This is a genomic window from Geodermatophilus sp. SYSU D00697 (assembly GCF_054050175.1).
In genome coordinates, this window is sequence record NZ_JBJGYV010000018.1 from 23573 (window position 1) to 45203 (window position 21631).

The window sequence follows — 21631 nt, forward strand, 5'->3', positions numbered from 1 at the left end:
CGGCTGCACGAGAGGAGCCCGATGGACCTGACCTTCCGCGCGCTCGCCGACCCGAGCCGGCGCCGGCTGCTCGACAGCCTGAACGCGCGCCGGGGTCAGACCCTGCGCGAGCTGTGCGCGGGGCTGGACATGGCGCGCCAGTCGGTCAGCAAGCACCTCGCGGTCCTCGAGGACGCCGGCCTGGTCACCACCGTGTGGCGGGGCCGGGAGAAGTTGCACTTCCTCAACCCCGCGCCGATCCAGGCGGTCTCCGACCGGTGGATCAGCCAGTTCGACCGCGAGCGGGTGCGCGCGCTCGCGGACCTCGCGACAGCACTGGAGAGGGAACCGATGAGCGCCCCCGAGTTCGTCTACACCACCTACATCCGCACCTCGCCCGAGCAGCTCTGGCAGGCGCTCACCGACCCCGCGTTCACCCACCGCTACTGGGGTGTGGCCCTCGCGTCGGACTGGGCGGTCGGCTCGCCGGTGACCTGGGAGGAGGGCGGCGTGACGATCGCCGACCCCGAGCAGGTGGTGCTCGAGGCCGAGCCCGGCCGCCGGCTGGCCTACACCTGGCACACCTTCACGCCGGAGTGGGCGGCGGCGCACGGGATCGACGAGGACCTGCTGGGCCGGTTGCGCGGCGAACGGCGCTCGACGGTGACCTTCACCATCGCCCCGCTCGCCGACGACCTGGTGCGGCTGACCGTCGTCCACGACGGGTTCGACCCCGGCAGCACCGTGGTGACCATGGTCAGCCAGGGCTGGCCGCACCTGCTGTCGGACCTCAAGACGCTGCTGGAGACCGGTGCGACCCTGCCGGCACCGGCGTGACCCCTCAGGCGTCGCGCAGCAGGTCGGCCGGCTGCACCAGCCCGGTCCGGAAGGCGAGGACGACGGCCTGCACCCGGTCGCGCGAGCCGGTCTTGGCCAGCACCCGGCCGACGTGGGTCTTCACCGTCGCCTCGCTGACCACGAAGTGCGCGGCGATCTCCGCGTTGGTCGCGCCGTAGGCCATCCGTTCGAGCACCTCCCGCTCCCGCGGGGTCAGCTCGGCCAGCTCGTCGGTGGCCACCGACCGTGGTGCGCTCCCGCGGAGCATGGGCGCCACGTGCTGGAGCAGCCGGCGGGTCGAGCTCGCGGCGATCACCGAGTCCCCGGCGTGCACCGTCCGGACGGCGGAGAGCATCTCCTCGGGCGGTGCGTCCTTGAGCAGGAAGCCGCTGGCCCCGGCGCCGATCGCGGCGACCACGTACTCGTCGAGGTCGAACGTGGTCAGGACGACGACCCGCGGCGGCTCGGGGAGGGCGCTGACCTGCCGGGTGGCCTCGATGCCGTCCACCCCCGGCATCCGGACGTCCATGAGGACGACGTCGGCCGGGGTCCGCGCGAGCAGGGCGACCGCCTCGGCACCGGTGCCCGCCTCGCCGACCACGGTCAGGTCCGGCTGGGAGTCGATGACCATCCGGAACCCGGCCCGCACCATCTGCTGGTCGTCGACGAGGGCCACCCGGATCCGCTCGCTCACCTCCCGTGTCCCCGATCCGCCGCTGTGGTGCCCACTCGCCGTCGTCATCGCGGGGCAGGGTAGGGGAGGACGGCGTGCACGCCGAAGCCGCCACCCGGGCGCGGGCCGGCGTCCACCCGCCCACCGTGCAGCCGCGCCCGCTCCGCCATGCCCCGCAGTCCCTGGCCGGCCCCGTCGGGCTCCAGCATCGCCGCCGAGGCCCCCCGGCCGTCGTCGAGGACCGACAGCTCCAGCGCGTCGGGCCGCCAGTGCAGCCGCACCCAGGCGCGGCTGGCCGGGCCGGCGTGCTTGAGCACGTTGGTCAGCGACTCCTGCACGATCCGGTAGGCGGCCAGTTGCGGTCCGGCCGGGAGCTCCCGCGGCGTGCCCTCGGCCAGCAGGTCGACGTCCAGCCCGCTGGCCCGGACCTGCTCGACCAGGCCGGCGATGGCGGCGACGTCCGGCTGCGGGGCGTACTCCTCGCCGCCGTCCTCGCTGAGCACGCCGAGCAGGCCCCGCATGTCCGACAGCGCCTGCCGCCCGGTCGCCGCGATCGCCTCCAGCGCGCCGGTGGCGGCCGTCGGGTCGGCCTTCCCGGCGTAGCGGCCGCCGTCGGCCTGGGCGATGACGACCGAGAGCGAGTGGGCGACGACGTCGTGCATCTCGCGGGCGATGCGGGCCCGCTCGGCGGTCGCGGCCAACCGCATCTCCTGGTCGCGCTCGAGCTCGAGCAGCCGGGCCCGCTCGTGCAGGTCGTCGAGCTGGCGGAGGCGCGCCCGGCGCAGGTCGCCCAGCGCCCAGGCGGCGACGACGGCCACCCCGATCGAGCCGGCGCTGGGGACCAGCGCGTCGCTGGCGCCGAGGGAGAAGTACCGCAGGCCGGCGAGCAGTGCCCCGGCCAGGCCGACTCCCAGGCCGGCGCGGCCGGCCCAGCGCGGCGCGTGGGCCGCCAGCGCGTAGACCATCAGCAGCGCGGAGACGTTGGCGGCGAGGAAGGCGTCGACGACGACGAGCTCGAGCAGGCCGGCGGCCACCACGGCCGCGGCGGCGCGCACCGGTCTCCGCCGCCGCCACGCCAGCGGGACGGTGAGCAGGGTCCCGACGACGAAGGCGGTGGCCGCGCCCGGCCAGTACGACTCGTAGGGCAGGAGGACGGTCAGGCCCCAGACCAGCCCAGCGATCCCGACGTCCACGCCGGAGGGGTGGGCGCGCAGCCAGGTCTCCAGGCGCGCGAGGGGTGGGTGGCCGTCCATCGGCGACGACCCTAGGCAGCCCTCCCGCCCGCGTCGTCCACCCGCGAGATGACGCGCGCGTCCGACCCGGGGACGAGGGTCAGCGTGCGTCGAGGTGGCGCAGCAGCGTCTCGCCCAGGTCGCGCATGTGCTCCACCTGCTCGGGGGTCAGTTGATCGAACAGGTGGGCGCGCACCCCCTCGACGTGCACCGGGGCCGCGGCCTCCAGTGCGGCGAACCCCTCGTCGGTGAGGACGGCGAGCTGACCGCGCCCGTCCTCGGCGCAGACCTGCCGGCGCACCCAGCCGCGCTCCTCGAGGCGGGAGACCGCGTGGGAGAGCCGGCTGCGCGAGGACAGGCAACGGTCGGCGAGCTCGCTCATCCGCAGCATGCGGCCCTCGGTCTCGGACAGGGCGACGAGGATCTCGTAGTAGGCGTGCGAGATCCCGGTCCGGTGGGTGAGCTCGCGGTCCAGACGGTCCTGCAGCAGCTGCGAGCTGTACAGCCACGCGCGCCAGGCCCGCTGCTCGTGGGCGTCCAGCCAGCGGGGCTCCCCGGCCGGACGCTCGGGGCCGTCCTGGGAGGCGGACACGTACGCGGTCATGTCCCTCAGGGTACTGGCGGAATAGATGAGCCTTCAACTACGCTCAGGCCCGGCAGAAGGTCAAACGCTCAACCGCCTTGGAGAGAACACCATGACCAGCACCACCACCCAGATCCCCGGTTACGTCGTCGGCACGTGGGACATCGACCCCACCCACTCGACGGTCGGCTTCTCCGTCCGCCACATGATGGTGAGCAAGGTCCGCGGCTACTTCCGCGACTTCTCCGGCGAGATCGTCACCGCCGAGGACCCGGCGCTCTCCAGCGTCACCGCGCGGATCAACATGGACTCCATCGACACCCGTCAGGAGCAGCGCGACGCGCACATCCGCTCCGCGGACTTCTTCGACGTCGGCAACCACACGGAGATGACCTTCCGCTCGACCGCGGTCCGCACCGACGGTGCCGACTGGACGGTCGTCGGTGACCTGACCATCAAGGGCATCACCAAGCCGGTCGAGCTGGAGCTCGAGCTCAACGGCTTCGGCCCCGACGCCTACGGCGGCACCCGCGCCGGCTTCAGCGCCAAGACCGACATCTCCCGCAAGGAGTACGGCGTCGACATCGACATGCCGATGGACGGCGGCGGCGTGGTCGTCGGCGACAAGATCAGCGTCGAGCTCGAGATCGAGGCCGTGCTCCGCACCGCCTGAACGACTCCCGCCTGAGAGGCCACCACTCGACGGCGACTCCAGAGGGCCCCGGGCGCACGCCCGGGGCCCTCTGTCGTCCGCGTCCCACGGTCCGCGGCGGCGCTGGTGCAGGATCCCGAGCCGATGCGTGCTGCGGGGGCGGGCCGGCCGGCCGGGGGACTTCGCGCGACGGCCCGGCCGACCTTGCTCGCCGCGGCGCGGGGGGCATCGCGCCGTGGGCGCGGCCCTGGAGTGACCTGCACCCGGTCGCCCGTCTGTTCCGGCACCCCCTCTGCCCGTCCGCTCCGGCGCCCCGGCCGCCCCGTCTGCTCCGGTGACCCCGTCTGCTCCCGGCTGTTCCGGTGACCCCGTCTGCTCCCGGCGATCATGGCCTTCGGGAGGCGACACGACGGTCGTCGCCGGGGTGTCGCTTCCGCAACGTCATGATCGTCGCGGGCAGGCCCGGGAACCGGTCGCGGGCAGGCCCGGAAACCGGTCGCGGGCAGGCCCGGAAACCGGCCTCCCGGAGGGGGAGACTGGTCGGCATGTCGTCGTCCACGCTGACCCGTGCCCGCACCCGCTTCCCGTCCGCCGTCCTCGTCGCGGTCGGCCTGGCCGCCGGCTTCGGCGTCGCCCAGAGCACCGGCGTCCGCGCGCTCGGAGGCGCCCTCTTCGCCCTCGGTGGGCTGGCGGCGGCCTGGCTGTGGGTCCAGCGGCGCGGCTGGGCGGTGGCCCTCGGACTGGGCGCCCTGTACGTCGGTGCCTTCGTGCTCGCCCACGTGCTGGCGCTCGGCGTGGGTGTGGCGGCGTGGCTCGCCGTGGGATTGGTCACGATCGCCGCCGCAGGAGTGACGTTCGCCGTGGCCGACCGAGCGTGAGCTGCTGGAACGGCCACCCTCCAGGGGCCCGCGTCGAGCCTGCGAGGGATGAGGGGGACCGGAGGTCCTTCTAGAGTGGGAAGGTCGCCGGGCCGGCGGCCGTTACTCGTGATGCCGTGTGCGCCGACGCCGCGGATCCCCGAACCCCCCTGAGGTGCCCTCCCGCATGCCCACCCGCGACGACCTGCGCAACGTGGCGATCATCGCCCACGTCGACCACGGCAAGACGACCCTGGTCGACGCCCTCCTCCGCCAGGCCGGAGCGCTCGGCCGCGCCAAGGGCGAGGGGACGGACAACGACTCCACGCAGGACCGCGTCATGGACTCGATGGACCTCGAGCGTGAGCGCGGCATCACCATCCTCGCCAAGAACACCGCCATCCGGCTGGCCGACGAGAACGGCAACCCGGTGACGGTCAACATCGTCGACACCCCCGGCCACGCCGACTTCGGCGGCGAGGTCGAACGCGGCCTGTCGATGGTGGACGGCGTCGTCCTGCTCGTGGACTCCTCCGAGGGCCCGCTGCCGCAGACCCGCTTCGTGCTGCGCAAGGCGCTGGCCAAGCGGATGCCGGTGATCCTCGTGGTCAACAAGACCGACCGTGCCGACGCCCGGATCGCCGAGGTCGTCGACGAGACCTACGAGCTGTTCATGGAGCTGCTCGAGGACAACGGCCTGGACACCGACGCGCTCGAGTTCCCGATCGTCTACAGCAACGGCAAGACCGGGCAGGCCTCGCTCACCCGGCCCGCCGACGGGACCAGCCCCGACAGCCCCGACCTCGGCCCGCTGGTGAAGACCCTGCTCGAGACCATCCCGGCGCCGTCCTACGACGCCGAGGAGCCGCTGCGCGCGCAGGTCACCAACCTCGACGCCTCCCCGTACCTCGGCCGGCTGGCGCTGCTGCGCATCCACTCCGGCACGATGAAGAGCGGCCAGCAGGTCGCCTGGTGCAAGACCGACGGCACGATCCAGCGGGTCAAGATCACCGAGCTGCTCGTGACCGAGGGGCTGACCCGCACCCCGGCCGAGAGCGCCGGCCCCGGTGACCTCGTCGCCATCGCCGGCATCGAGGACATCATGATCGGCGACACCCTGGCCGACCCGAACGACCCGCGGCCGCTGCCGCCGCTGACCGTGGACGAGCCGTCGATCTCGATCACCATCGGGATCAACACCTCGCCCATCTCGGGCCGCTCGGGCAAGAAGCTCACCGCCCGGCTGATCAAGAACCGGCTCGACCAGGAGCTGGTCGGCAACGTCTCGGTGCGCATGCTGCCCACCGAGCGACCCGACACCTGGGAGATGCAGGGCCGCGGCGAGCTGGCCCTGGCGATCCTCGTCGAGCAGCTGCGCCGGGAGGAGTTCGAGCTCACCGTCGGCCGGCCGCAGGTGGTCACCAAGGAGATCGACGGCAAGCTCCACGAGCCGGTCGAGCGGGTCACCATCGACACCCCGGGCGAGTACGTCGGCACCCTCACGCAGGCGCTGGCCTCCCGCCGGGGCCGCATGGAGAACCTGGTGCACCACGACACCGGCTGGGCGCGGATGGAGTACATCGTCCCCTCCCGCGGCCTCATCGGGTTCCGCACCGAGTTCCTCACCGAGACCCGCGGCACCGGCGTCCTCAACCACAACCTCGAGGGCTACGAGCCGTGGATGGGCGACATGCGCGCCCGCCCGACCGGGTCCCTGGTCGCCGACCGGCAGGGCGTGGCGACGTCGTACGCGATGTTCTCGCTGCAGGAGCGCGGCTCGATGATGGTCGCGCCGGGCACCGAGGTGTACGAGGGCATGATCGTCGGCGAGAACTCCCGCCCCGACGACATGGACGTCAACATCACCAAGGAGAAGAAGCTCACCAACATGCGGTCCTCGACCGCTGAGGAGCTCGAGCGGCTCATCCCGCCGCGGATCCTGAACCTGGAGCAGGCGCTGGAGTTCTGTGCCGAGGACGAGTGCGTCGAGGTCACCCCGGCCGCCATCCGGGTGCGCAAGGTGATCCTCGACCAGAACGAGCGGGGCAAGGCGAAGAACCGCAAGCCCAAGGCCTGAGGAAGGACCCCGACCTCCTCGCCGCTCGCACGCTTGCGGCGGTGCCCGGGGACGGGGGCCGACGAGCGCGGTCCTGCCCTCCCCAAGAACGGGGGTCCTCCTCGCGTGCTCCACGGCCGAGTGAGCAGTCGTCGTCGCGACGCGTGCGCGACACGCCGTCCTGGACGGCGGGAACTGCCCACTCGGCCGTTCGCGTCTCCGGAGCGGCCGTTGACACCCCTCCGACCGAGTCCCTACGGTTCCGACTCGTCCCAGGACCGCTCGCCGGGTGTCTGATCCGCCCGGTCCGGCGGTGCCCCCCGCCACCGCGCGACGACGCCGGTGGACCGCACGGACATCGGAGTCCCCATGACTGGACGCCCGGCCCTCCCGTTCCCCCCGGCCCCGCGGGGTCGCCGCCGCTGGCCCGTCGTGACCGCGCTGAGCGTCGGCCTGGTCGCCAGCGGTCTGGTGTTCCCGACCGCGGCCCAGGCGGCGACGACGACCGTCGAGCCCTTCGGGACCGCTCCCGACGGCACCCCGGTCGAGCGCTGGACGCTGGCGAACGGGGACATGGTCGTCCGCGTGCTCACCTGGGGCGGCGTCATCCAGTCGCTGGAGGTCCCCGACGCCGAGGGCCAGGTGGAGAACGTCGTCCTCGGCTTCCCGGACCTGGCCGGCTACGTCGCCGACACCGACCCCTACTTCGGCTCCCTGATCGGCCGGTACGGCAACCGCATCGCCGGCGGCACCTTCACCCTCGACGGCACCGCCTACCAACTGCCGCTCAACGACGACCCGAACACCCTGCACGGCGGGACCGACGGCTTCGACGACCAGGTCTGGACGGCCACGCCCGTCGGCGACGACGACGTCGCCGCCCTGGAGCTGCAGCTGGTCAGCCCCGACGGCGACCAGGGCTTCCCCGGGACCCTCACCACGACGGTCACCTACAGCCTGGACGCCGAGTCGCGGCTGACCGTGCACTACGAGGCCACGACCGACGCACCGACCGTCGTCAACCTGACCCAGCACACCTACTGGAACCTCGGCGGAGAGGGCTCCGGCAGCATCTACGACCACGAGCTGCAGCTGGACGCCAGCGGGTACACCCCGGTGAACGAGGCCCTCATCCCGACCGGCGAGATCGCCACGGTCGAGGGCACCCCGTTCGACTTCCGCGAGCCCACCGCCATCGGCGCGCGCATCCGTGAGGACGACCAGCAGCTGCTGTACGGGCAGGGCTACGACCACAACTGGGCGCTGGACCGCGAGGACGACGGGGCGCGGGAGGGCTCCGACAGCGAGGACGCCCTCGAGCAGGCGGCCGTGCTGCGCGACCCCGCCAGCGGCCGGACGCTGACCATCGACACCACCGAGCCGGGGATGCAGTTCTACTCGGGCAACTTCCTCGACGGCACGCTGGTCGGCACCGGCGGGACGATCTACCGGCAGGGTGACGGGCTGGCGCTGGAGACCCAGCACTTCCCGAACTCGCCCAACGAGCCGGAGTTCCCGTCGACCGAGCTGCGGCCGGGCGAGGTCTACGACAGCACCACCGTCTTCTCCCTGTCGTCCTGACCGGGGCGCCGGGGCAGGCGGCCGCCGGGCACCGCGCCCCCGGAGAGGGGTCGTGATCGCCTGGTGACGAACCGTGATGACGAGCCGCTGGACGGCGACCCGCCGCCCCGCGGCCGGCCGGGCGGCGCGACCCGCACTGCATAGGTTCTCCTCGGGCCCGTGTACCCGAGGGCGCACTCGACGACGGAAGGCGGCGTGACGCTGATGAGGACGACCCTGCAGACGCTGGCGGCCGAGGGGCACCGGGGCGGCATCGACGTCCGGGTGAGCGTGCGCAGCGACGCAGGGTCGGGCGAGCACGCCTTCGACGGCGCCTGGTTCCCGCGCAGCCGCGACCTGGCTGTGGAGCTGCCCGAGCTGGTCGCCGCCCTGGACAAGCGCGGCCTGCGCATCGAGCGCTTCACCTACCCCCTCGACGCCTGGAGCCCGGCCGCGCGCAAGGTCGTCGTCGGTGGCCGGGTGGTCCGCACCGGCGGCTTCCGCAGCATGGACCCGGGGGTGGTCTGCCTGACCTGGGACGGCGGCACCCGGCGGGCGGACCTGCTCGTCGTGCCGCCGGAGACCGACGTGATCACCGGGGCGCGGGCGCTGCGGCTGTGCACCCGCAGGGGGCTGCCGCGCTCGCCGCAGATGGTGATGGCCGCCGCCCGGTCGATGCCGCTGCCGCAGGTGCCCGGGGTGCCGTTCACGCACGCGGTCTGAGGACGAGACCGCGCACCGGCCGGGCGGACTGCGCCCACAGCGAACCGGCTGGACGGCGCGGGAGCCGCTCGGCTGGGCTGGGGCCATGCGACTGCTCGTCCTCGGCGGCACCCACTTCCTCGGCCGGCACGTGGCCACGGCGGCGCTCGACCGCGGTCACGAGGTGGCGGCGTTCACCCGCGGCGTGTCCGGGGACCCGCCCGACGGCGTCCGGGCGCTGCGCGGCGACCGGGACGACCCCGCCGCGCTGGCCGGCGCTCTCGACGGCTGGGTCCCGGAGCTCGTCGTCGACACCTCGTGCCAGACCCGGGCCGGCGCCCGCAGCGCCGCGGAGGTCCTGGGCGGCGTCCGTGGCCCGGCGATCCGGGGCTACGCGTTCGTCAGCAGCCTCAACGCCTACCGGAACTGGCCGCCGGGACCCATCCGGAGCGAGGACGAGCCGGTCTGGGAGAGCGACGAGGAGGATTACGGGCCCATCAAGGCCGAGGCCGAGCGGGTCCTCGGCGCGGCGTTCGGCGACCGCTTCCTCACCGCGCGCGCCGGGCTGATCGTCGGGCCCGACGACCGCGTGCACCGGCTGGGCTGGTGGCTGCAGCGGATCGCGCGCGGCGGCCGGGTCGTGGTCCCCGACGCCCTCGACCAGCCGATCGCCCTGGTGGACGTCCGCGACCTCGCCGGCTGGCTGGTGACCATGGCCGAGCAGGGGGTCTCCGGTCCGGTGAACACCACCGGCCCGGCCGGCATGACCACCCTCGGCGGGCTGCTGGACCTCTGCCGCCGGGTGACCGGGAGCGACGCGGAGTGGGCGGTGGTCCCGGAGGCGGACCTGCTCGCCGCGGGTGTGGAGCCGTGGCTGCACCTGCCGCTGTGGCTGCCCGCCGAGATCGCCCGCACCGCCTGGGACGTCGACACCACCCGGGCCCGCGACCTGGGACTGCCCGGCCGGCCCCTGGAGGAGACCGTCGCCGACACCTGGGCCTGGCTGCAGACGGTCGACCGGCTCCCGCCGCCGCCGCACGGCCTGCCCGTGCCCGGCCTGCCGGCCGACCTCGAGGCGGCCCTCCTCGCGGCCCGCTGAGCCCCCGGCGGGGTTGCCGGGCTCAGCCCGCGGCGACAGGCGGGCGCGACCGCTGGGCGGCGAGGGCGTCGGCGGACTCCAGGGCGCGGTCCTTGCGGTACTCGCGGAAGGAGTGGGCGACGGCCGCGGCCCAGGCGAGGTACAGGACGGCGTAGACCGAGTAGCGGACGGGGTCGGAGGCGTCGATCCAGTCGCTGCGCAGGAGGGTCCGCGTGTTGGTGACCACGATGATCCCGCCGACGAGCGAGCCGAGCATGCGCGGCGGGACGTGCCGGACCAGCCAGGCGGCGATCGGGGCAGCGATCAGCCCACCGATCAGCAGCGCCAGCACCCAGCCGGCGTCGATGCCCTGCGAGCCGAGGGAGAGCAGGAACCCGAGGCTGGCGGCCAGCGCCACGAGGAACTCGGCGGTGTCGATCGAGCCGATCACCGTGCGCGGCTCCATGCGGCCGCTGGCCAGCAGCGCGGGGGTCCCGACCGGGCCCCACCCGCCGCCGCCGGTGGCGTCGACGAAGCCGGCCACCAGGCCCAGCGGGCCGAGGAAGCGCTTGCGGACCGGCTTGCCCAGGTGGCGGCGGTCCACGCCGCGGAGGGTGAAGCGGACCAGCAGGTAGACGCCGAGCGCGAGCAGGACCAGCGACATGACCGGGGCGGCGACCTCGGTCGAGAGGTTCGACAGCACGGTCGCGCCCAGGAACGCCCCGACCGCGCCCGGGACGCCGACCTTGGCCACGACCCGCCAGTCGACGTTGCCGAACCTCCAGTGCGACAGGCCCGAGGCCAGCGTCGTGCCGATCTCGGACAGGTGGATGGTCGCCGAGGCGGCGGCGGGGTTGGTGCCGATGGCCAGGAGCAGGGTGGTGGACGTGACGCCATAGGCCATGCCGAGGCTGCCGTCCACGAGCTGCGCCCCCAGACCGACCAGGGCGAGCAGGGTGAGGGTCTTCACGGGGCTGGACTCCGGATCCGGGGAGGAGGGTCGCGGGCGCGCGTCAGGGCGCGGCTCACCGCGGGACGAACGGGGGAGGGGGCGCGCAGCAGCGCGCGGACGTCAGCAGCCCGGACAGCGGGCGGTGCAGACGCGCAGCAGGTCGACGTGGATCCGCCCCACCAGGAGCACCGTCGTCGCCGCCACGGCGATATGTCTACCAGATCGATCGGGATATGTGCCAAGCCGCGTTCCACCCTGCGGGACGCCGTCCGCCGGCCCGGAGGGGGACGCGACGGTGCCCGGCAGGACGGCCAGCCGGGCCCGTGCGCGAGCGGCCCGCGCGGCCGTCAGCCGATGATGTTGTGCGTGAGGAAGTAGGCGACGGCGGCCACCGCGCCGGCAGCCGGCAGCGTCACGACCCAGGCGACGACGATGTTGCCGGCCACGCCCCAGCGGACCGCCGACAGCCGCCGGGTGGCACCGACCCCCATGATCGACGTCGTCGTGATGTGGGTCGTCGACACGGGGACGGCGAACACGGTCGCGGTGGTCACCATGACGGTCGACGCCACGGTCTGTGAGGAGAAGCCGCCGGCCGGGGTGAGCTGGATGATCCGCCGGCCGAGGGTGCGCATGATGCGGAAGCCGCCGGCGTAGGTGCCGGCGCTCAGGGCGAGGGCGGCGGCGAGGACGACCCAGAGCGGGACGGTGAAGTCGTCGATCTCACCGGCGGTGAACAGGGCCAGGGTGATGACGCCCATGGTCTTCTGCGCGTCCTGCAACCCGTGGCCCAGCGCCATGGTGGCGGAGCTGACGATCTGTGCGTACCGGAAGCCGCGGTTGGCCCGGCTGACGTTGGCGCCCCGGAAGGCCCACAGGATCGCCAGCATGAACAGGTAGCCCAGGCCGAACCCGACCAGGGGCGAGACGACCATCGGCACGATGACCTTCTCGAACACGCCCATCCACTGCACGGTGTGGGCCGCGGCGACCGCGGCGCCGACCAGGCCGCCGATGAGGGCGTGCGAGGACGACGAGGGCAGCCCGAACCACCAGGTGATGAGGTTCCAGGCGATGGCGCCGATCAGGGCCGCGAACACGATCTTCAGCCCGTCGCTGCCCTGGGGCGGGCCGATGATGCCCTCGCCGACGGTCTTGGCGACCTCGGTGGACAGCAGCGCGCCGACGAGGTTCATCACCGCGGCCAGCGCCAGCGCGACCCGGGGGGTGAGCGCCTTCGTGGAGACGGCGACGGCGATGGCGTTGGCCGCGTCGTGGAAGCCGTTGGTGTAGTCGAAGGCCAGGGCCACCAGGATGATGAGGACCAGCGCGACGAGGGCCGCGTCCATGCCGGGTCAGGACTCCTTGACGGTGATCGTCTCGACGACGTTCGCCACGTGCTCGAAGGCGTCCGCGGCCTCCTCCAGCTGGTCGGCCACCTCCTTGAGCTTGAGGATCTCCAGCGCGTCGAACTCGCCGCTGTAGAGGCGGGAGAGCAGCCGCCGGTACAGCTTGTCCGCCTCGTTCTCGATGCGGTTGACCTCGATCCAGTAGTCGGAGAGGTCCTTGAGCGTGCGCAGCCGCGGCATCGCCTCGGCGGTCGTCTGGGCGGCCCGCTGCAACAACGCGGCCTGCTGGTTCATCTCCGCGGGGAGGGTGCCCAGGCCGGTGAGGATCACCAGGTCGGCGGCGGCCTCGACGAAGTCCATGACGTCGTCGAGGTCGCTGGCCAGGTTGTAGATGTCCTCGCGGTCGAACGGCGTGACGAAGCTGGAGTTCAGCTGCCGGAAGATCGCGTGGGTGGACTGGTCGCCGACGTGCTCGAGCTCGCGCAGCTTGTCGGCCAGTTCGCCGCGCCGGGCGTGGTCGTTGATGAACTCGCTGAGGACGGCGGTGGCCGCCACCAGGTTCTCCGCGGAGGCGGTGAACAGCGGGTAGAAGCTCGAGTCCTTGGGGGTGAGGCTGAAGGGCACGGCGTGGGGCTCCCGATCGGCTAGGGGACCGTCCACCCGCCTGCCTGGCGGTCGCACGGCCGTCGGGCAGCATAGGTGCCCGTCCACCCGCCGTTCACGCAGGCGTCATGCCCGCGCCACGTCGGCGTCCTCCCCGCCCAGCGCGTCGACCAGGTCGGCCCGGGCCCGGGCGACCCGCGACCGGATGGTGCCGATCGGGCAGCCGGCGACCTCGGCCGCCTCGGCGTAGGGCAGGCCCAGCAGCTGGGTCAGCACGAAGGCCTCCCGCCGGTCGGGTGCCAGGCGGGCCAGGAGGTCGGTGACGACGGCGCCCTCACCCACGCGGTCGGCGCCGTCGGCGACGTCGAGGGCCTCGAGGTCGGCGTCGTCCCGGACCAGGGTGAGCCGGCGCCGCCGCCGGGAGCGGACCGCGTCGGCGCAGACCCGGCGGGCGATCGCGAGCAGCCAGGTGCGCAGCGAGGACCGGCCCTCGAAGCGGTGCAGGGCGCCGAAGGCCCGCAGGTAGGTCTCCTGGGTCAGGTCGTCGGCGGACTGCCGGTCGCCGAGCGCGGCGCACAGCCGCCAGACGTCGGACTGGGTGGCCCGCACCAGCGCCGCCGCGGCGAGGGGGTCGCCGTCGACGGCGGCGGAGGCCAGCCGCTCCAGTTCGTCCACGCCCCGCATCCTCCCCGAGGGACCGTCGCACGGGCTGCTCCCGAAAACGAGGGGGAACCAACCGGCCTCGCCAGACGACCACCCCATCATGCAGTGCACCCCCTACCGCGAGGCGCTCTCGGCGCGGCTCGACGGCGAGTCCCCCGGTCTGCCGGCCGGGGAGCTCGACGAGCACGTGGCCTCGTGCGCCGACTGCACGGCCTGGGCACGGCGGGCCGAGCTGGTCACCCGGCGGGCCCGGCTGGCCCCGGCGCCGGCTGTGCCCGATCTCACCGCCGCCGTCCTCACCGCGCTCCCGCGGGAGCTCCCCGGCACCGGCGCGGTCGCCCGCGCGCGGCTGGCCACCACGGCGCTGCGGCTGGCGCTGCTGGCGGTCGGGGTGGCGCAGGCCGGGTTCGCCTGGCCGTCCCTCGCCTCGGGCGCTGCCGCGATGAGCGCGCCGGTGCACATGGCCCACGAGTCGGGTGCCTGGAACCTCGGCATCGCGGCGGCCTTCGTCGCCGTGGCCGCCGTCCCCCGCCTGGCCGCCGGTGCGCTGCCGTTCCTCGTGACCTCCACCGCGCTGCTCGTCGTCCTCACCGTGGCCGACCTGCGGGCCGGTCACGTGCACGCCGACCGTGCGGTCGCCCACCTGCTGGTGCTGGCCGGCGTCGCCCTGGTCGGCACCGTCGCCTGGCGCGGCCGCCGCCGGAGGCGGCAGCCGGTCCCCGCGGTCGGCCGTGAGCGGGTGCCCGCGTGACCCGGCGCTCCCCGGCCGCGGCGCTGCTCCTCCTGCTGGCCCTCGTGGGGGCCTGGCTCGGCGCGGGCGTGGCGACGGCGCCGCCCGCCGCCGCCCACGCCGAGCTGGTCTCCACCGACCCGGGGGAGGGCGCCCGGCTCGCCGAGATGCCGGGGGAGGTGACCCTCCGGTTCAGCGAGGGGGTCTCGCTGGGCGCGGGCTACGCCCGCGTGCTGACCTCCGGCGGCGAGCGCGCCGACACCGGCAGCCCGCGGGTGGACGGCGGGACGTTGACCGTGCCGCTGCGCAGCGGCCTGCCCGACGACGGTTACCTGGTCACCTACCGCGTCGTGTCGGCCGACTCGCACCCGATCTCGGGGGCGTTCTCGTTCGTGGTCGGCGACGGCGAGCTCGTGCCGGCGGGCACCTCGGCCGGTGAGGCCGACAGCGACCCGGTCGTCGCCGCCGTGCTGCCGGTGTCCCGCTGGCTGGGCTACGCCGGCCTGGCGCTCGGGATCGGCGTGCCGGTGCTGCTGCTGGCCGGCTGGCCCGCCGGCTGGGCGTCGCCCCGGCTGCGCCGCCTGGTGACCGGCGGGCTGGCCGCGGTGGCGGGAGGTGCGGTCCTCACGTTCCTGCTGCAGGGGCCCTACGCCGCGGGCAGCGGGCCGGCGTCGGTGGCCGACCCGGCGCTCCTGGGCGCGACCGCGTCGTCGGCCAACGGCATCACCCTGCTGGTCCGGGCGGCCCTGGCCGTCGCGCTGATCCTCGTGCTGTGGCCGGCCCTGCGCGCCGGGCGGGCCCCCGCCCGCGGCCCGCTGGTCGTCTCGGGCGTGCTCGCGGCGGGGCTGGTGCTCGCCACCGCCGCCGTCGGGCACCCGGTCGCCGGCAGCTGGCCGGTGCTGGCCGTGGCCGCCGCGACCGTGCACGTGGCCGCGATGGCCGTCTGGCTGGGCGGCCTGGTCGGCCTGCTCGCCGGGGTCCTGCGCGAGGACGCCCCCGCGGCCGACCTGGCCCGCGCGCTCCCGCCGTTCTCCCGGCTGGCGGCCGGCTCGGTGACCGCGCTGGTCGTCACCGGCGTCGTCCAGTCGGTGCGCGAGGTCGGCTCGCCGGCGGCCCTCGTGACGACGACCTACGGCTGGCTGCTGCTGGCCAAGCTCGGCCTGGTGCTCCTGCTGCTTGCCGCGGCCGGCATCTCGCGGGTCTGGGTGCAGCAGCACCTGGGGGTCTCCCGCCCCCGGCCGGCCGGGCGCCGCCGGGTGACCGCGCACGCCTTCGCCGCGGGCGCCGACCCCGACGCCCACCCCGCGGTCGCGTCGGCCGCCGGTGCGCGGGCCGAGGTCCAGGCGCAGGCCGCCGCCGTCGAGCGCCCCGTCCTGCGCCGGTCGGTGCTGGCCGAGCTGGGGATCGCCGTCGTCGTCCTGGCGCTGTCGTCGGTGCTGGTCGGTACCCCGCCGGCGCGTGCGGAGGCCACCCAGCCGGTCGACGTGACCCTGCCGCTGCAGACCGCCGCGGGGACCGACGGCAGCGTCCAGGTCTCGGTCGACCCGGCCACCAGCGGCCCCAACACCCTGCACGTCTACCTCTTCGACCAGGCCGGGCAGCTGGCCCAGCCGGTCGACATCCGGGTGACCCTCAGTGAGCCGGCGCAGGAGATCGGTCCCCTCGAGGTCGCCCTGGAGCCGGCCGGGCCCGGGCACTACGTCGGCGACGGGATGGCCATCCCCGGCGCGGGCACCTGGACCCTCGCGGTCACCGTCCGGCTCGACGAGTTCACCGCCAGCACCGCGAGCACCACCCTCTCGGTGCGCTGACCCCCGCTCCACCCCCTTCGACAGGAGAACCATGTCCTCATCGCCCCCTCGGCCGCTGCTCCGGCTGGGCGTCGTCGTCCTCGCCCTGTTCACCGCGCTCGCCGCCGCCGTCGCGGGCGCCGGCGTCGCGTCGGCGCACGTGACCGTGTCGTCGGCCGACGCCGCGCCCGGCGGTTTCGGCAAGCTCACCTTCCGGGTGCCGAACGAGAGCGACACCGCCAGCACCGTGGCACTGCGCATCTCCATCCCGGAGGAGTCGGCGATGGCCTCGCTGCGGACCCAGCCGGTGCCCGGCTGGACGGTCACGATGACCACCTCGGACCTGCAGACGCCGCTGGAGAGCCACGGCGAGCAGGTGACCAGCTACGTGTCGGTCGTGGAGTTCCGCGCCGCGGACGGCGGGGGGATCCGGCCCGGCGAGTTCCAGGAGTTCTCCCTGTCCGGCGGGCCCCTCCCCGACAGCGACCAGCTGGTCTTCCCGGCGGTGCAGACCTACAGCGACGGCACCGAGGCCGCCTGGATCGAGCCCACCGTCGACGGGCAGGCCGAACCCGAGAAGCCGGCTCCGGTGCTGTCCCTGGCCGGGGGCTCCACGGGTTCCTCCGCCGAGGAGCCGGCCGGCGACGGCACGGCCGAGCCCGCCTCCGGCGACACGGCCACCGACACCGCGGCCTCGACCGAGGCCGCCGCGACCCACGGGGACTCCGGGCCCGGCGGGCCGGCGCTGTTCGTGGCGATCCTCGCGCTGCTGACCGGACTCGGCGGCGTCGTCCTGGGCTGGCGGGCGGGTCGTCGTACCGTGTCCTCGTGACCTCGCACCGCCGCAGCCGCCTGGCCGTCCTGGCCCTCACGGCCGGGCTCGTGCTGGCCGGCTGCGGCGGTGGTGCCGCCGCCGAGGAAGGCCAGGAGCACGACCACTCCGGCGGCGTCGCCGTGGTCGAGGGGCCCGAGGACGCCTACGCCGGCCTCGACCTGCCCGATCCCTACCAGCGGCCATCATTCACGCTCACCGACACCGCCGGGCAGCCCTACGACTTCGCGGCCGCCACCGCCGGCACGCCGACGCTGCTGTTCTTCGGCTACACCAACTGCCCCGACGTCTGCCCGACGACGATGGCCGACGTCGCCGTCGCCCTGCGCGGCGTGGACCCGGCGCTGGCCGAGCGGGTGCAGGTGGTCTTCGTCACCACCGACCCGGCGTTCGACACCCCCGAGGTGCTCGCCGAGTACCTGGGCCGGTTCGACGCCGACCTGCCCAACCGCTTCGTCGGCCTGACCGGCGACCAGGCGGCCATCGACCGGGCGCAGCTCGCCGCTGGCGTGCCGCTGGCCGAGGACCAGGGACGGCTGCACTCCTCGCTGCTGCTGCTCTACGGCGACGACGACCTCGCGCACGTGGCCTTCGACACGGGCAACACCAGCCGTGACATCGCCGGTGACCTGGCGCTCGTGGCGGGGACGTGACGCGCGCGGCAACCCGCCTGCTGGTCGTCGTCCTCGGCGTGCTGGCCGCGCTGCTGGTGGCCGGTCCGGCGCGGGCGCACGTCGGCGGCGGTGCCGCCGGCAGCGACTTCGACGGGCGCGTGCTGGCCGTCGAGCCGGCGATCCCGGGGGTCTCGGTGCGGGTGCTGTCCTTCGGCGACGAGTTCGAGGTCGTCAACACGACCGCCACCGACGTCGCGGTCCCCGGCTACTCCGACGAGCCCTACCTGCGGATCGGCCCGGACGGCGTCTGGCGCAACGCCAACAGCCCGGCCACCTACATCAACCTCGACCGGTACGGCCGGACGACGCTGCCCGCGCACGCCGACCCGGCCGCCTCGCCGGACTGGGTGCAGGTGTCCACGCAGCCGCAGTACGTCTGGCACGACCACCGCACGCACTGGATGAGCGAGGGGCTGCTGCCGCCGGCGGTGGCGGCCGACCCGACCCGCGAGCACGTGGTCTCCGAGTGGGTCGTGCCGCTGTCCCACGGCGGCACCGGTGTGCAGGTGCGCGGGGAGCTCACCTGGAGCCCGCCGCCCTCGCCGTGGGTGGTGTGGCCGCTGTACGCCGCGCTGGCCCTGGCCGCCGTCGCTGCGGGGGTGCTGACACGCGGGCCCCGGCCGCTCGGGGGGCTGCTGCTGGTCGGCGGGGCCGCCGCGCTGTGGCACGCCGCGACCACCCCGGAGCCCGCGGCGAGCGTCTCCTCGCACGCGGGGGCCGTCGTCTCGGCGCTGCTGCCCGCGCTCACCGCCGTCGCGGTCGCGCTGCTCGGGTTCCTCGCCGCCCGGCGCGGGCGCGGCGCGATGGCCGGGTTGCTCGCCGTCGTCCTCGGCTGGCTGCTGCTGGTGCAGGGGCTGCCCGACGTCGACGTCCTGTGGACCGCGCACGTGCTCTCCGCCGGCCCGACGCTCCTCGCCCGAGCCGCGGTCGCGGTGCTCGTGGCCCTCGGCGCGGGCTGCGTCGTCGGCGGCATCGCCGCGACCCGCCGGTTCCGGGAGCCCGGAGGCCGGCCCGCCCGCCCGCCGGCCGAGGAGCCGCTGCCGGTCGGCTGAGCGGATCCTCGGGCCCCGGGGGCTCTGCCTACAGGTCGCCGCCCACCGGGTGCAGGTGTCCCCGGGCGGCGAACATCTCGTTGGCCCGCTCGAGGTCGGCCTCGAAGTCCACCTCGACGGCGGAGAACCGGGAGATGTCCAGCGGCCGGAAGCGCAGCCCCTCGTCGAGGATCGCCGTCTCGATGCCGCGCTCGAAGTAGTCCTGCGGAGCGCAGGCGGACAGGTGCTCGATCAGCACCGCCTTGTCGGCGGACGAGACGTGGTTGATGCCCACCGCCTCGCCGAGGCCACCGACGACGGTCTTGGACAGCTCGGCGATGCAGCCGTCGGCGTCGAGGGTGTACTTGACCTCCTCGTCGGCCACGCTGGAGGTGTCGACGCAGACGAAGCTCTCGTCGGCCCGCAGCGCCGGCAGCGCCGCGTCGAGGACCGCGGGGTCGAAGACGACGTCCCCGTTGAGCCACAGGACGCCGCCGTCGCGGGTGGCGCGCAGCGCACGCAGCAGGCTCTGCGAGGTGTTGGTGACGGCGTAGTCGGGGTTGTAGGCGAACCGCACGTCCGACACCGCCTGCATGACCCGCTTGGCCTTGAACCCGACGACGACGGTCACGTCCACCGACGGCCCGAGGACGGCGCGCAGGCCGTCGAGCTGGCGCTGCATGATGCTGCGCCCGTCGTGCAGCGGGGTGAGCGGCTTGGGCCAGGGCCGGCCGAGCCGGGTCCCCATGCCGGCGGCGAGGATCACGACCTGGACCGGTGCGGGCAGGGGCCCGGCGGCCGGGGCCGGAGCCGGGGCCGGGGCCGGGGCCGTGGGCAGTGTGCCGGTCAGGCCCAGGTGTGCGGTCGTGGCGCGGTCAGCGAGCACTGTCGTCCCCTCCTCGGGTCGTGGTGGTGGTCCCCGCGGGCGGGTCCGGCGGGAAGATCAGGTCGAGGACGCGTTCGGCGGCATGCCCGTCCTCCAGGTGGCAGAAGGTCTCCCGGAAGCGGGCGTAGCGCTCCGCGTGCCGGGCGGCCACCGCGTCCAGGTCCGCGATCGCCTCGACCACGTCCTTGCTGGTCGACAGCAGCGGCCCCGGCGCGACCTCCTCCAGGTCGAAGTAGAAGCCGCGCAGCTCGTCGCGGAAGTACTCGAGGTCGTAGGTGTAGAAGAGCATCGGCTTGCCGGTGATGGCGAAGTCGAACATGGTCGACGAGTAGTCGGTGACCATGGCGTCGGCGGCCAGGTAGAGGTCGCGGATGTCGGGGTGGCTGCAGACGTCACGGATCGGTGAGCCGTCGACGATCTCCAGCCGGTCCATGACCATGTTGTGCAGGCGCAGCAGGAGCACGTGGTCCCGCCCGAGCCGCGCGGTGAAGTCGTCGATGTCCAGGGGGAACTCGAAGTCCTGCGGCCCGGTCTTGTTGAAGACCAGGTCGTCCCGCCAGGTCGGGGTGTAGAGGACGACGGTCTGCTCGTCGGAGATGCCGAGGTCGGCCCGGACGGCGGCCCGCACCTGGTCCCGCTCGGGGCTGCTGAGCAGGTCGTTGCGCGGGTAGCCGGTCTCGTGGACCGGCCCGCGGTAGCCGAACGCGCGCCGCAGCCGCTCGGTGCTCGCGGAGTTGGGGGACAGCAGCAGGTCCCACCGGGCGATGTCGTGCTCGAGGTAGGCCAGCCGGCCCTCCGGCGCCCAGCGGACGTCGTTGTGGATCCGCTTGAGCGGCGTGCCGTGCCAGGTCTGCAGGTAGGTGGTGCCCTCGCGCTTCTCCCAGTCCAGCGGGATGTGGTCGTTGGAGACGACCAGGTCCGCGCCCTCCAGCGCGGCGATCGACTCCGGGCTGCCGAAGGTCACCGTCGCGACGTCGTCGGGGAAGGTGGCCTGGGTGTGTGGCGCGGACAGCCAGGTGTGGGTCGCGTCGAGCCCGCGGGTCAGCAGCGCCTCGTAGAGCGCTCGTGGACTGTCGGAGAAGTGGCCCCGGAAGGCCACGTAGACGATGTTCACCGGTCACCTCCCGTGGTGAGCAGGTCGCCGGGCGCGGACCGGCGGCTGAGGACGGGCAGCAGCAGGTCGGCCAGCTGCTGCCAGGAGTCGACGATGGTCGCCGCGCCGGCGTCGGTCAGGGCGGCCGCGCGGTCGGCCCGCTCGGCCTCGGGCACGAAGAGCAGGTTGCCCACGGTGGGGCAGCCGGCCCGGACGGCCGACAGCACCCCGGGCACGGAGTCCTCGACGGCCAGGCCGGCCTCCGGCGCGATGCCCAGCTGCTCGCAGGCGTGCAGGTACACCGCGGGGTCGGGCTTGCTGGTGGGCACCGGCAGCGAGTCCTCGGCGCTGAACCGGACCGCCGGCGGGATCAGCCCGTCCAGGCCGGTCGCGGTGAAGCAGGCCGCCAGCCGGGTCAGCGCGCTCGAGCTGACCGCGGCCAGCCGGAGGTGGGCCGCCAGGGCGCTCAGCGCGTCGGTCGTCTCCCGGTGGGGGGTCAGCGTGGCGCCCAGGTGGGCGGTGACCGCCCGCTTCTCCTCGGCGACCCACGGCTCGACGTCGACGTCCGGGTGCCCGGCCTCGTCGGCCAGCCGGCGCGACGTCGTCCTGAAGTTCATGCCGGTGGTGGCCCGCCGCAGCTCCTCGGCGGTGAAGCGCAGCTCCACCCCGAGGGCGCCGAGGAAGCGGTTGGTGACGTCCGCGGAGGCGACGAAGGCCGGTTCCTCGGAGGGGAACAGGTTGCCGTCGGCGTCGCAGAGCAGGGCCTCGAGGCGCGCGGTGAGCGTCTCGGGGAGGGCGGGCATGGGGGAGGTCCTCCCG

The 21631-nt window shown here is 74.4% G+C and carries 22 protein-coding genes; 12 read left to right on the plus strand and 10 right to left on the minus strand.

Annotated features, from left to right (window positions below; genetic code table 11):
• The first annotated feature begins 21 nt into the window (after nt 1-21).
• The gene (locus ACI79C_RS16160; RefSeq protein ID WP_456946684.1) at nt 22-816 is read left to right on the plus strand and encodes an ArsR/SmtB family transcription factor; all 795 of its coding nucleotides are present in this window, start codon (nt 22-24) and stop codon (nt 814-816) included.
• A 4-nt stretch (nt 817-820) separates the two neighbouring features.
• Here the strand turns inward: ACI79C_RS16160 and ACI79C_RS16165 are convergent, their stop codons facing one another.
• The 3 genes from ACI79C_RS16165 to ACI79C_RS16175 all read right to left on the minus strand — a co-directional run bounded on the left by ACI79C_RS16165 (nt 821) and on the right by ACI79C_RS16175 (nt 3325).
• Nucleotides 821-1510 carry a response regulator gene (locus ACI79C_RS16165; RefSeq protein ID WP_456946685.1) on the minus strand — a complete coding sequence of 230 codons (690 nt, stop codon included), beginning with the start codon at nt 1508-1510 and terminating at the stop codon, nt 821-823.
• A gap of 44 nt (nt 1511-1554) precedes the next feature.
• The gene (locus tag ACI79C_RS16170; RefSeq protein WP_456946686.1) at nt 1555-2742 is read right to left on the minus strand and encodes a sensor histidine kinase; all 1188 of its coding nucleotides are present in this window, start codon (nt 2740-2742) and stop codon (nt 1555-1557) included.
• Between the two features lie 79 nt (nt 2743-2821).
• Nucleotides 2822-3325, minus strand: coding sequence for a MarR family winged helix-turn-helix transcriptional regulator (locus tag ACI79C_RS16175; protein WP_456946687.1), 504 nt, complete (start codon nt 3323-3325; stop codon nt 2822-2824).
• A gap of 91 nt (nt 3326-3416) precedes the next feature.
• Here ACI79C_RS16175 and ACI79C_RS16180 point away from each other — a divergent pair, with 91 nt between their 5' ends.
• The 6 genes from ACI79C_RS16180 to ACI79C_RS16205 all read left to right on the plus strand — a co-directional run bounded on the left by ACI79C_RS16180 (nt 3417) and on the right by ACI79C_RS16205 (nt 10230).
• Nucleotides 3417-3977 (plus strand): YceI family protein, encoded by a 561-nt coding sequence (locus ACI79C_RS16180; protein ID WP_456946688.1) that lies wholly within the window; start codon nt 3417-3419, stop codon nt 3975-3977.
• Between the two features lie 524 nt (nt 3978-4501).
• Nucleotides 4502-4834: a hypothetical protein gene (locus tag ACI79C_RS16185; RefSeq protein WP_456946689.1), complete on the plus strand. Its 333-nt coding sequence runs from the start codon at nt 4502-4504 to the stop codon at nt 4832-4834.
• A 166-nt stretch (nt 4835-5000) separates the two neighbouring features.
• Entirely contained in the window at nt 5001-6890 is a 1890-nt protein-coding gene (gene typA, locus ACI79C_RS16190; protein WP_456946690.1) for a translational GTPase TypA, read from the plus strand.
• A gap of 411 nt (nt 6891-7301) precedes the next feature.
• Nucleotides 7302-8450: an aldose epimerase family protein gene (locus ACI79C_RS16195; protein WP_456946691.1), complete on the plus strand. Its 1149-nt coding sequence runs from the start codon at nt 7302-7304 to the stop codon at nt 8448-8450.
• Between the two features lie 204 nt (nt 8451-8654).
• Entirely contained in the window at nt 8655-9152 is a 498-nt protein-coding gene (locus tag ACI79C_RS16200) for a DUF5994 family protein (protein WP_456946692.1), read from the plus strand.
• Between the two features lie 85 nt (nt 9153-9237).
• Nucleotides 9238-10230 (plus strand): NAD-dependent epimerase/dehydratase family protein, encoded by a 993-nt coding sequence (locus ACI79C_RS16205; protein WP_456946693.1) that lies wholly within the window; start codon nt 9238-9240, stop codon nt 10228-10230.
• 22 nt (nt 10231-10252) lie between these two features.
• Here ACI79C_RS16205 and ACI79C_RS16210 read toward each other — a convergent pair whose 3' ends face one another.
• From ACI79C_RS16210 to ACI79C_RS16225, 4 genes are all read right to left on the minus strand, one after another.
• Nucleotides 10253-11179, minus strand: a complete 927-nt coding sequence (locus ACI79C_RS16210; RefSeq protein WP_456946694.1) for a sulfite exporter TauE/SafE family protein — start codon at nt 11177-11179, stop codon at nt 10253-10255.
• Between the two features lie 329 nt (nt 11180-11508).
• Nucleotides 11509-12510, minus strand: a complete 1002-nt coding sequence (locus ACI79C_RS16215; RefSeq protein ID WP_456946695.1) for an anion permease — start codon at nt 12508-12510, stop codon at nt 11509-11511.
• 6 nt (nt 12511-12516) lie between these two features.
• A complete protein-coding gene (locus ACI79C_RS16220) occupies nt 12517-13134 on the minus strand; it encodes a DUF47 domain-containing protein (protein ID WP_456946696.1) in 618 nt (205 codons plus the stop codon).
• 105 nt (nt 13135-13239) lie between these two features.
• Nucleotides 13240-13788, minus strand: a complete 549-nt coding sequence (locus ACI79C_RS16225; RefSeq protein ID WP_456946697.1) for a sigma-70 family RNA polymerase sigma factor — start codon at nt 13786-13788, stop codon at nt 13240-13242.
• An 88-nt stretch (nt 13789-13876) separates the two neighbouring features.
• Here ACI79C_RS16225 and ACI79C_RS16230 point away from each other — a divergent pair, with 88 nt between their 5' ends.
• From ACI79C_RS16230 to ACI79C_RS16250, 5 genes are read left to right on the plus strand one after another with little or no spacing between them, the layout of a single operon-like run.
• The gene (locus ACI79C_RS16230; protein ID WP_456946698.1) at nt 13877-14527 is read left to right on the plus strand and encodes a zf-HC2 domain-containing protein; all 651 of its coding nucleotides are present in this window, start codon (nt 13877-13879) and stop codon (nt 14525-14527) included.
• Nucleotides 14524-16317, plus strand: coding sequence for a copper resistance CopC/CopD family protein (locus ACI79C_RS16235; RefSeq protein ID WP_456946699.1), 1794 nt, complete (start codon nt 14524-14526; stop codon nt 16315-16317). Before ACI79C_RS16230 ends, ACI79C_RS16235 begins: the two co-directional genes overlap by 4 nt.
• A 31-nt stretch (nt 16318-16348) precedes the next feature.
• Nucleotides 16349-17128 carry a YcnI family protein gene (locus ACI79C_RS16240; protein ID WP_456946700.1) on the plus strand — a complete coding sequence of 260 codons (780 nt, stop codon included), beginning with the start codon at nt 16349-16351 and terminating at the stop codon, nt 17126-17128.
• Entirely contained in the window at nt 17125-17781 is a 657-nt protein-coding gene (locus tag ACI79C_RS16245; RefSeq protein ID WP_456946701.1) for an SCO family protein, read from the plus strand. The genes ACI79C_RS16240 and ACI79C_RS16245 overlap by 4 nt, the downstream gene beginning before the upstream one ends.
• On the plus strand, nt 17778-18854 hold the full coding sequence (locus tag ACI79C_RS16250) for a hypothetical protein (protein ID WP_456946702.1): 1077 nt from the start codon (nt 17778-17780) through the stop codon (nt 18852-18854). The genes ACI79C_RS16245 and ACI79C_RS16250 overlap by 4 nt, the downstream gene beginning before the upstream one ends.
• Before the next feature lie 28 nt (nt 18855-18882).
• Here the strand turns inward: ACI79C_RS16250 and ACI79C_RS16255 are convergent, their stop codons facing one another.
• Genes ACI79C_RS16255 through ACI79C_RS16265 form a run of 3 tightly spaced genes read right to left on the minus strand, consistent with a single transcriptional unit; the run spans nt 18883 to nt 21615 of the window.
• A complete protein-coding gene (locus ACI79C_RS16255) occupies nt 18883-19719 on the minus strand; it encodes a phosphocholine cytidylyltransferase family protein (RefSeq protein ID WP_456946703.1) in 837 nt (278 codons plus the stop codon).
• A complete protein-coding gene (locus tag ACI79C_RS16260; RefSeq protein ID WP_456946704.1) occupies nt 19709-20833 on the minus strand; it encodes a CDP-glycerol glycerophosphotransferase family protein in 1125 nt (374 codons plus the stop codon). The genes ACI79C_RS16255 and ACI79C_RS16260 overlap by 11 nt, the downstream gene beginning before the upstream one ends.
• Nucleotides 20830-21615 (minus strand): HAD family hydrolase, encoded by a 786-nt coding sequence (locus ACI79C_RS16265; RefSeq protein ID WP_456946705.1) that lies wholly within the window; start codon nt 21613-21615, stop codon nt 20830-20832. The genes ACI79C_RS16260 and ACI79C_RS16265 overlap by 4 nt, the downstream gene beginning before the upstream one ends.
• Nucleotides 21616-21631 lie beyond the last annotated feature (16 nt).

Excerpts from the sequence above, each read along its gene's own strand:
- ACI79C_RS16170 (WP_456946686.1), bottom strand. The coding sequence starts at position 2,742 with ATGGACGGCCACCCACCCCTCGCGCGCCTGGAGACCTGGCTGCGCGCC.
- ACI79C_RS16185 (WP_456946689.1), top strand. The coding sequence starts at position 4,502 with ATGTCGTCGTCCACGCTGACCCGTGCCCGCACCCGCTTCCCGTCCGCC.
- ACI79C_RS16180 (WP_456946688.1), top strand. The coding sequence starts at position 3,417 with ATGACCAGCACCACCACCCAGATCCCCGGTTACGTCGTCGGCACGTGG.
- ACI79C_RS16200 (WP_456946692.1), top strand. The coding sequence starts at position 8,655 with ATGAGGACGACCCTGCAGACGCTGGCGGCCGAGGGGCACCGGGGCGGC.
- ACI79C_RS16230 (WP_456946698.1), top strand. The coding sequence starts at position 13,877 with ATGCAGTGCACCCCCTACCGCGAGGCGCTCTCGGCGCGGCTCGACGGC.
- typA (WP_456946690.1), top strand. The coding sequence starts at position 5,001 with ATGCCCACCCGCGACGACCTGCGCAACGTGGCGATCATCGCCCACGTC.
- ACI79C_RS16160 (WP_456946684.1), top strand. The coding sequence starts at position 22 with ATGGACCTGACCTTCCGCGCGCTCGCCGACCCGAGCCGGCGCCGGCTG.
- ACI79C_RS16265 (WP_456946705.1), bottom strand. The coding sequence starts at position 21,615 with ATGCCCGCCCTCCCCGAGACGCTCACCGCGCGCCTCGAGGCCCTGCTC.
- ACI79C_RS16205 (WP_456946693.1), top strand. The coding sequence starts at position 9,238 with ATGCGACTGCTCGTCCTCGGCGGCACCCACTTCCTCGGCCGGCACGTG.
- ACI79C_RS16175 (WP_456946687.1), bottom strand. The coding sequence starts at position 3,325 with ATGACCGCGTACGTGTCCGCCTCCCAGGACGGCCCCGAGCGTCCGGCC.
- ACI79C_RS16240 (WP_456946700.1), top strand. The coding sequence starts at position 16,349 with ATGTCCTCATCGCCCCCTCGGCCGCTGCTCCGGCTGGGCGTCGTCGTC.
- ACI79C_RS16215 (WP_456946695.1), bottom strand. The coding sequence starts at position 12,510 with ATGGACGCGGCCCTCGTCGCGCTGGTCCTCATCATCCTGGTGGCCCTG.